Genomic DNA, 7,130 nt, shown 5'->3' with positions numbered 1-7,130 from the left:
GCCGCGTATGGTTACTGAAGAGGTTCCTATTCTCCCCGTAAAATACCCCGACGGCACCTGGGCAGGTAACAGTGATATTGACGGGCTTGAAGGTGGCGCCAATCCTGTACATATTGCACAGAACCGGTATTCGCTCAATAATAATTTTCAGACACTGGGCAATACCTACCTTTTGTTTCACATAACAAAAGACCTGGATTTTAAATCTGATTTCGGATTTAATTTGAATGATCAAAAAAATAATTTTTATTCTGCAGGAGACTTACATAACCTTTCGCAGGACCAGGGTGGTGTTGCCAACCTGAATACTTACAACAATATTTACTGGCAGTCTGAAAATTATCTTACCTGGAATAAGGAATTTAATAATGGTCATAAGATGACCGCTTTACTGGGTGCCTCCTGGCAGCAGTTCAACCAGGAAAGAATGAGAGCAGAAGCGCAGAATTTTATTGATGACATTTTCCAGTGGCATTATTTACAGGCCGGATCTGTTCGTTCTGCCGAAGAGTCGCAGGATTATAAATGGGCGATGAACTCTTATTTTGCGCGTGTTACCTATAACATCAGCGACAAATATTTATTTACGGCAACAGGCCGCTACGACGGTTCTTCCAAATTCGGTACCAATAATAAGTATGCATTCTTTCCTTCGGTAGGCGCTGCATGGAGGGTATCGGAAGAAGACTTTATGAAGGACAATATCAATAGTATCATCAGCGATCTGAAGATCCGTGCCAGCTATGGTACTTCGGGCAATCAGGAGATCGGGCAATACCAGTCTATTGCACAAACACAACCAAGCACTACGGTGCTTAACGGTAGCCTCCAGTCAACCCTTATTCCAAACTATCTCGGCAACCCCGATCTGAAATGGGAAATTTCATTACAGGCCGATGCAGGTGTTGAACTCGGACTGTTCAATAACCGGGTAACACTCACGGCAGATTATTATAACCGCGTTACAAGAGACCTGTTGTTGCAGGCGCCTATTCCATGGTCGGCAGGCATGAACAGCAATTTTGTTTACATCAACGTGGGCTCTGTTAGAAATGCAGGTGTTGAATTGAACCTGAATACCGTTAATATTCAAAGCAGGGATTTCACCTGGTCAACCAACTTTATTTTTGCCACCAACAAAAACAAGATCCTCAAGTTAAAGGACGGGGATGCTGATATATTCCCCGGGCCCAATTTCCTGGGGCAAACGAATATTTTGCGTGTAGGAGAAGCTATAGGATCATTCTGGGGAAGAACAAGGCTGGGCACCTATAGTGACAAAGAAGCTGATCTTGCCGCCTCACAGGGTTTGAAGCCGGGCGACAGAAAATACCTGCTCAACCCCGACGGCTCCGAACACTACGGCATCATAGGAAGGGCTTACCCCAAATGGACGGGCAATTTCAGCAGCACCATGAATTACAAAAACTGGGACTTTACTTTCGACATCCGCTTTGTGCAGGGTGTAAATACAGCTGCCACATTCAAGCATTCTTCGGAAGACAGGCAAACGATCGCCAACAGCCTGAAAACGGTACTGGATGCGTGGACGCCGGACAACCAGAACACGATGATCTCGCAGGTAAGGAACTATAAATTTGCGCAGGACTCCAAATTTGATACCTGGTGGGTAGAAGACGGTTCTTTTATCCGGGGGCAGAATTTTGTGCTGGGCTATTCATTACCGTCTCAAACCCTGGATAGGCTTAACATAAACAGGTTGAGGATTTATGCAAGCGTTCAGAACCTGTTCATCATTACCGATTATACAGGGTATGATCCGGAAGTGGACACCTATAACAGTTCTTACGGCGCCAACGGTTCATTTTCACAGAACCTCGACTTTTTCTCTTATCCGCGTCCACGCGTATGGAACTTAGGTGTTACGCTCAATTTCTAATTTCAAAACAAATGAACATGAAAAAGATCATCTATATAGGTATCGGGGCGGCTATTTTCCTGACCGCTTCGTGCAAAAAATTCCTCGAAGAAGAACCCGCGAATTTTATTACGCCCGAATCATCTTTGTCGAGCGTTAAAGTGGCGAGAGCTTTTGCGAATGCCTGTTACCAGAACCTGCAAAGCTCCATGCTGGGTGGCCAACCTTCCTCCTATGGCGGCAATACCTGGAATTTAATGGAGTTTATGACGGGGAAATCAAACAGCGACCTGGGACAGACAAATTTTACCCTTTTTCAAAATCTCAGCTATAATGCTACTTCCTTTTATGTGGATACCTGGTGGCAGAACCTGTATAAAGGCGTAGGCGCCTGCAACCAGGCTATAGCGCAGATCCCCGGCATCACTGCACCCGGTTTAACGGATGAGATGAAAGCCAACCTGCTTGCAGAGGCGCATACGCTCCGGGCTTTGTATTATTTTTTCCTCGTAAGGATGTATGGCGATGTTCCCAATATAACGGAAGTGCCTGAATCTGTAGACGGGTTAAACCTTTCCCGCTCTCCGGCAAAGAATATTTACGACAGTATTATTATACCTGATCTTTTGCTGGCAGAACAATCAACACTGCCCTGGCAGGATAATACAGGCCTGGTTTCCATGAGTGCCGTAAAATCCATTCTGGCAGATGTGTACCTTACCTATGCCGGCGCCGCGATCAATGGCGGGGATGCCGCTTACGCCGAGTCGGCCAAACGTTCGCTGGATGTTATTACCAATGGCGGCTATACGCTGTTTCCCGAGTATACAGATATGATTGACCCCGCCAATAAAAATAAAGGCGAATTTATTTTCCAGGTGCAATATGCGGCCAGCGTACCTTCCACCAACCCGTTAACGCCTTTGACCATTCCCAACTATTCGGGTATCTCCAAATACTCCGACGAATACGGATCGGTATATCCCACTGCAGAGTTTATCGCTTCTTTTCCGGCAGGCGATAAGCGCGTAGAGGAACGCCAGTTCTTTTACAGCAGCTATCCCAGCGAAAAATCACCCGGAACAACCGTAACCTTTAAGGGGCCTTATATTTACAAATGGTTCGATGTTGACGCGGTGACCAATACCGTTAAGTCTGACCTCAACTATACATTGTACCGGCTGGCAGATGTGATGTTAATGTATGCCGAAGCATCCAACCGTGCCGAAGGCGGGCCTAATTCAAAAGCGATCCAGTATGTGAATGATATACGTGAGAGAGCCGATCTTGATCCTATCGGTTCCATGAGCCAGGATGCTTTTGAGAAAGAAGTCTGGCTGCAGCGCTATTTTGAATTGTGTTTTGAAAATAAGATGTGGTTTGATATGCTCCGGACCAGAAAAGTACACAATGATGTAACCGGTAACTGGGATGATTTTATTGGACATACCACCGTATTTAATGCAACATTTACAGAGAAACAATTGTTGTTCCCTGTGCCCAAGCAGGAAATAGATGTTAATCCAAACCTGTTGCCGAACAATACGGGTTTCTGAATATAATGTGCCGGTTCATTGATAAAGGGCTGCCGTTAAAAGGGTAGCCCTTTTCTTTTTGTATAACTGTTCAATAGCGGTTTTTATGAAGAATATGTACGAAGCGAAGACGCTTCGTATAGCAAAAATCTTCGTATAGCAAAAATCGCATAGCAAAAATTTGAAAAGAGGCCTGTGTGAAGCGTCTTCGCTTCACACGCGAATATTGTAGCCTCCGGCTACAAACAAACATATATTATGACTTGTTGCTTTCCGCTTCCTTTTCCATCATTAAGTAGGCCTTAATGAAGCCGTCTAACTCACCATCCATCACCGGCTGTACATTTCCTACCTCGTAATCTGTGCGGTGATCCTTGATCATTTTATAAGGATGGAATACATAAGAGCGGATCTGACTGCCCCATTCAATTCTTTTTTTGTTGGCATTTGAAGCATTCTTCAATTCCTCCCGTTTGCGTATTTCTTCTTCATACAAACGGCTCTTCAACATTTTTAATGCTTTTTCCCTGTTCTCTCCCTGCGTGCGGCTTTGCTGGCATTCTACAATGATGCCGGAGGGAATGTGCTTTAACCGTACAGCGGTTTCTACTTTGTTTACGTTTTGGCCGCCCTTGCCGCCACTGCGGTAGAACTCCCATTCCAGGTCGGCCGGGCTTACCGCTATATCAATGGAGTCATCTACCAGCGGGTATACAAATATGGAAGCAAAAGAAGTATGGCGCCGGGCATTGCTGTCGAATGGTGAAATGCGAACCAGCCGGTGCACTCCGCTTTCTGATTTTAAAAAACCATAGGCAAAAGGGCCGTCAAATTGCAGCGTAGCAGATTTTATCCCGGCTCCGTCGCCTTCCTGCCAGTCTAGCTCCGTAACGCTCCAGTCTTGTTTTTCGCCATACATTCTGTACATGCGGGCCAGCATCTCAGCCCAATCCTGGCTTTCTGTTCCGCCTGCACCACTGTTTATCTGCAGTACGGCAGGCAATTCATCTTCCGGCTGATTGAGCGTGCTTTTGAATTCGGCTTCTTCAATACGGTCATTGGCGAATTCGTATGCCGCTTTTACTTCTTCTTCCGATCCTTCTCCTTCTTTCCAAAAGTCGAACAGCACAGTAAAATCTTCCACTGCCGTGTGAACATCTTCATACAGCTTTAACCAGTATTCATTTAGCTTAATGTCTTTAAGGATCTGTGTAGCCCGTGCATTGTCGTCCCAGAAACCGGGGGAAAGGGTGAGCTGCTTATCACTTGCTATTTTATCGCGCCTGTTGGCAACGTCAAAGAAACCTCCCCAACACGCCAACGGCAAGTCTCATATCTTTTAATTGTTCCTGTGTCATGGCCGCAAAAATAAGGGATATCGGGGATTTGACATTTGAAATTTCAAATTTGAAATGTCAAATCTCAAATACATTCACCTGCAACAATCCTTTTTTACAAATAATCCTTTTAAAAAATGCAGGAAGGAAAATATGATCTTTTTTGTTGTCATTTCTTCTTTTTATCCGGGAATCAAAGTGCCGGATGCAAAGGTACGAAAAAGGCAATCAGTGATCAGCTTCAGCTATGAGGTGTGCTGAAAGCTCAATGCTGAAGGCTGAAAGCCAACAACCCTAGTTCACAAAATTCCAGAAGATGCCTACCTTAAAGAGCAGTCCCTGGTAAGGATACAGGGGCGCCGCCATATTGTTGTTGGTGAAAGAAAAGCCATCCAGCTCCAGCGTATTCAGGTTTTCCAGTCGTACAAAAGCGCTAAAGCTCCTGATCCTGAAGTTTACAAAAGCCGCGATATCGGGTAAATTGGCTATGCGGATGCTGTCCTGCGGGAAGAACTGGCCGGTTACGGGAGAGTAATTGTCGGCAGTGTAAGGCGTATAATACCTCGAATCTAACCCGAGGGCAATGTTCAGGTTTTTAAAGAACCGCCCCTGGAAAACAAGACGGTTCCGCAGGTAAAGCAATGGAATATTAACAGGCGTATTCCCGGCGGTTTTTTGGAGGGCTACATCTGCATACCAATGCCAGAATTTGCTTATCCTGAAATCCTTGCTGCCTTTGATCTGCAAGACGTTAAAAGGAGCGGCTTGCTGATCGGCTTCATAAAAATTTTTAAAGTATACATAATTGCCGATAAGATAATAATGACCGCCGAGCTGTAATTGTAAAGCCGGAACAGTAAAAGAGCCAAACAGGTGTGTAATATTTTCTTTATTGGTTCCGCCGGGGGGCGTTACAACCGGGAACCCGCTGGTATTGCGCAGGAGATAAGATGGTGTTCGGTTCGCATTTTCAAAACCTACCTGTAAGGAGCCCAGCTCACTGCTGAGCAATCTTTGCAGGCTGATATATGCCCGGTAGTCGCCGGCATTAAAGCCGGTAACGTAAAATTGCGCATGCGCTTCAATGTCCCATTTTTTATTCCGGGTCCTGTTCCTGTATTCGCCATGTAAAAATACATTATACAGCACATCGCGTGTAGCATCGTATCTTTTTAGAGAAAGATTTTGGAGACCGGCACCCACTTTCAGGAATTGTTGCTGGTTTTTAATATCGGGGAACTGGTAAACGGAAAAATCATTAACAACCTCTTTCCAGGAACTGCTGTATACAATAGAGTCGCCGGGGTTAAATGCTATATCATAGTTTTTTTTGTAGAACGCACTGTCGGGTGCAATGTCCTGGAACAGGTATTTGTAAGTGTTGTATTGAAGTGTATGTTCGATCCTGAAGCGCGGATAAAAGAGTTTGATAACTGTAGAATCGGTTACCACTGAATCTTTTTTACCAAAATCGTATTGTTGTCTTATCAATAGTTTGAGCTCATTGTATTTATTACCTGTTTTTAATTGTGTATTAAAGGGATCACGGCTGTATGTGGCATCACCGGCGGTATTGATGGGAATGTTGAACCGGTCTGAATAGGTGCCGGTTTTATCTACCAGAAAGCTATCGCTCGCTATGCCTCCGCTTTCTGCCGATTGCAGGCTGTTGGTGAGTCCAATGAAATATATCCCGTATCTTTTGTTGGGCGACTGGTAATAAGAGTTGAGCCGCAGGTTGGAATGATTGGTGTTCTGGCTTTTAAAGAACCCCGGTGCATTGAGGAGCCTGAACTGGAATGCGAAATTCCAGTTGGGCTTTATGTTTTGGGTGTGTAAGATATTGATGAACTGTTCGGCGCCGCTGCCGATCAGGTAGTTCAACTCGGTAAACGGGCGGGTAGTATTATAGAACCGGGTTTGTTCCGTGCTGAAAGCATAAGCGTCAAAAGCATGGAATCCCGGATCCCAGCCGGGCCTTGTTGACGGATTGAACAAAAGAGAGGTGGTGGCTGTACCGTTGTTGCCCAGCCATACGTATTCCGACTTCAGCGGCACTTTAATGTAAAAATCAATCAAAGACGAATCGAAAGTATAGGAGCGTACAGAATCAATGTATTTAAAGCGGATGCTTACCGAATCTGCAAAAGGGTCGCGGTGCTCAAATTTTATAGAATCGCCGCCTCCCGATCTGCCTCCCCGGCCCATATTGCTGATATTACCCAGCCTTCCCGGAAGCCGCTGTGATAATGCAGGTAATGCAGAACCCACCAGTATAGATAGCAGTATGTATGTAAATATTTTCTTCAATGCTGTTGGCTTAACCCTGTACCCGGCGAAAATACCTGAAATCATTGCATATCCGTTGAAAAAAATAGC

Annotated in this window: 4 protein-coding genes; 2 read left to right on the top strand and 2 right to left on the bottom strand. The window is 45.2% G+C overall.

The window, feature by feature from the left end; translation table 11 throughout:
- A partial coding sequence (locus tag PLH26_RS01265; protein WP_324584158.1) for a SusC/RagA family TonB-linked outer membrane protein occupies positions 1 to 1,900 on the top strand: 1,900 nt, incomplete at its 5' end.
- Between the two features lie 17 nt (positions 1,901 to 1,917).
- Positions 1,918 to 3,435, top strand: a complete 1,518-nt coding sequence (locus tag PLH26_RS01260; RefSeq protein ID WP_324584157.1) for a RagB/SusD family nutrient uptake outer membrane protein — start codon at positions 1,918 to 1,920, stop codon at positions 3,433 to 3,435.
- Between the two features lie 235 nt (positions 3,436 to 3,670).
- On the opposite strand, the gene prfB is transcribed toward PLH26_RS01260, so the two are convergent.
- Both prfB and PLH26_RS01250 read right to left on the bottom strand, forming a co-directional pair.
- A protein-coding gene (gene prfB, locus PLH26_RS01255) for a peptide chain release factor 2 (RefSeq protein WP_349770408.1) occupies positions 3,671 to 4,772 on the bottom strand; the annotation gives its coding sequence in 2 pieces (ribosomal slippage) (positions 3,671 to 4,711 and positions 4,713 to 4,772; 1,101 coding nt in all).
- A gap of 273 nt (positions 4,773 to 5,045) precedes the next feature.
- Positions 5,046 to 7,106, bottom strand: a complete 2,061-nt coding sequence (locus PLH26_RS01250) for a putative porin (protein ID WP_324584155.1) — start codon at positions 7,104 to 7,106, stop codon at positions 5,046 to 5,048.
- Between the last annotated feature and the right edge of the window lie 24 nt (positions 7,107 to 7,130).

The organism is Agriterribacter sp., from assembly GCF_035444585.1.
In the GTDB taxonomy this organism is placed as follows: Bacteria; Bacteroidota; Bacteroidia; order Chitinophagales; family Chitinophagaceae; genus Agriterribacter.
Note: the sequence above shows the minus strand (reverse complement) of the source record. Positions and strands in the feature narration are given on the sequence as shown.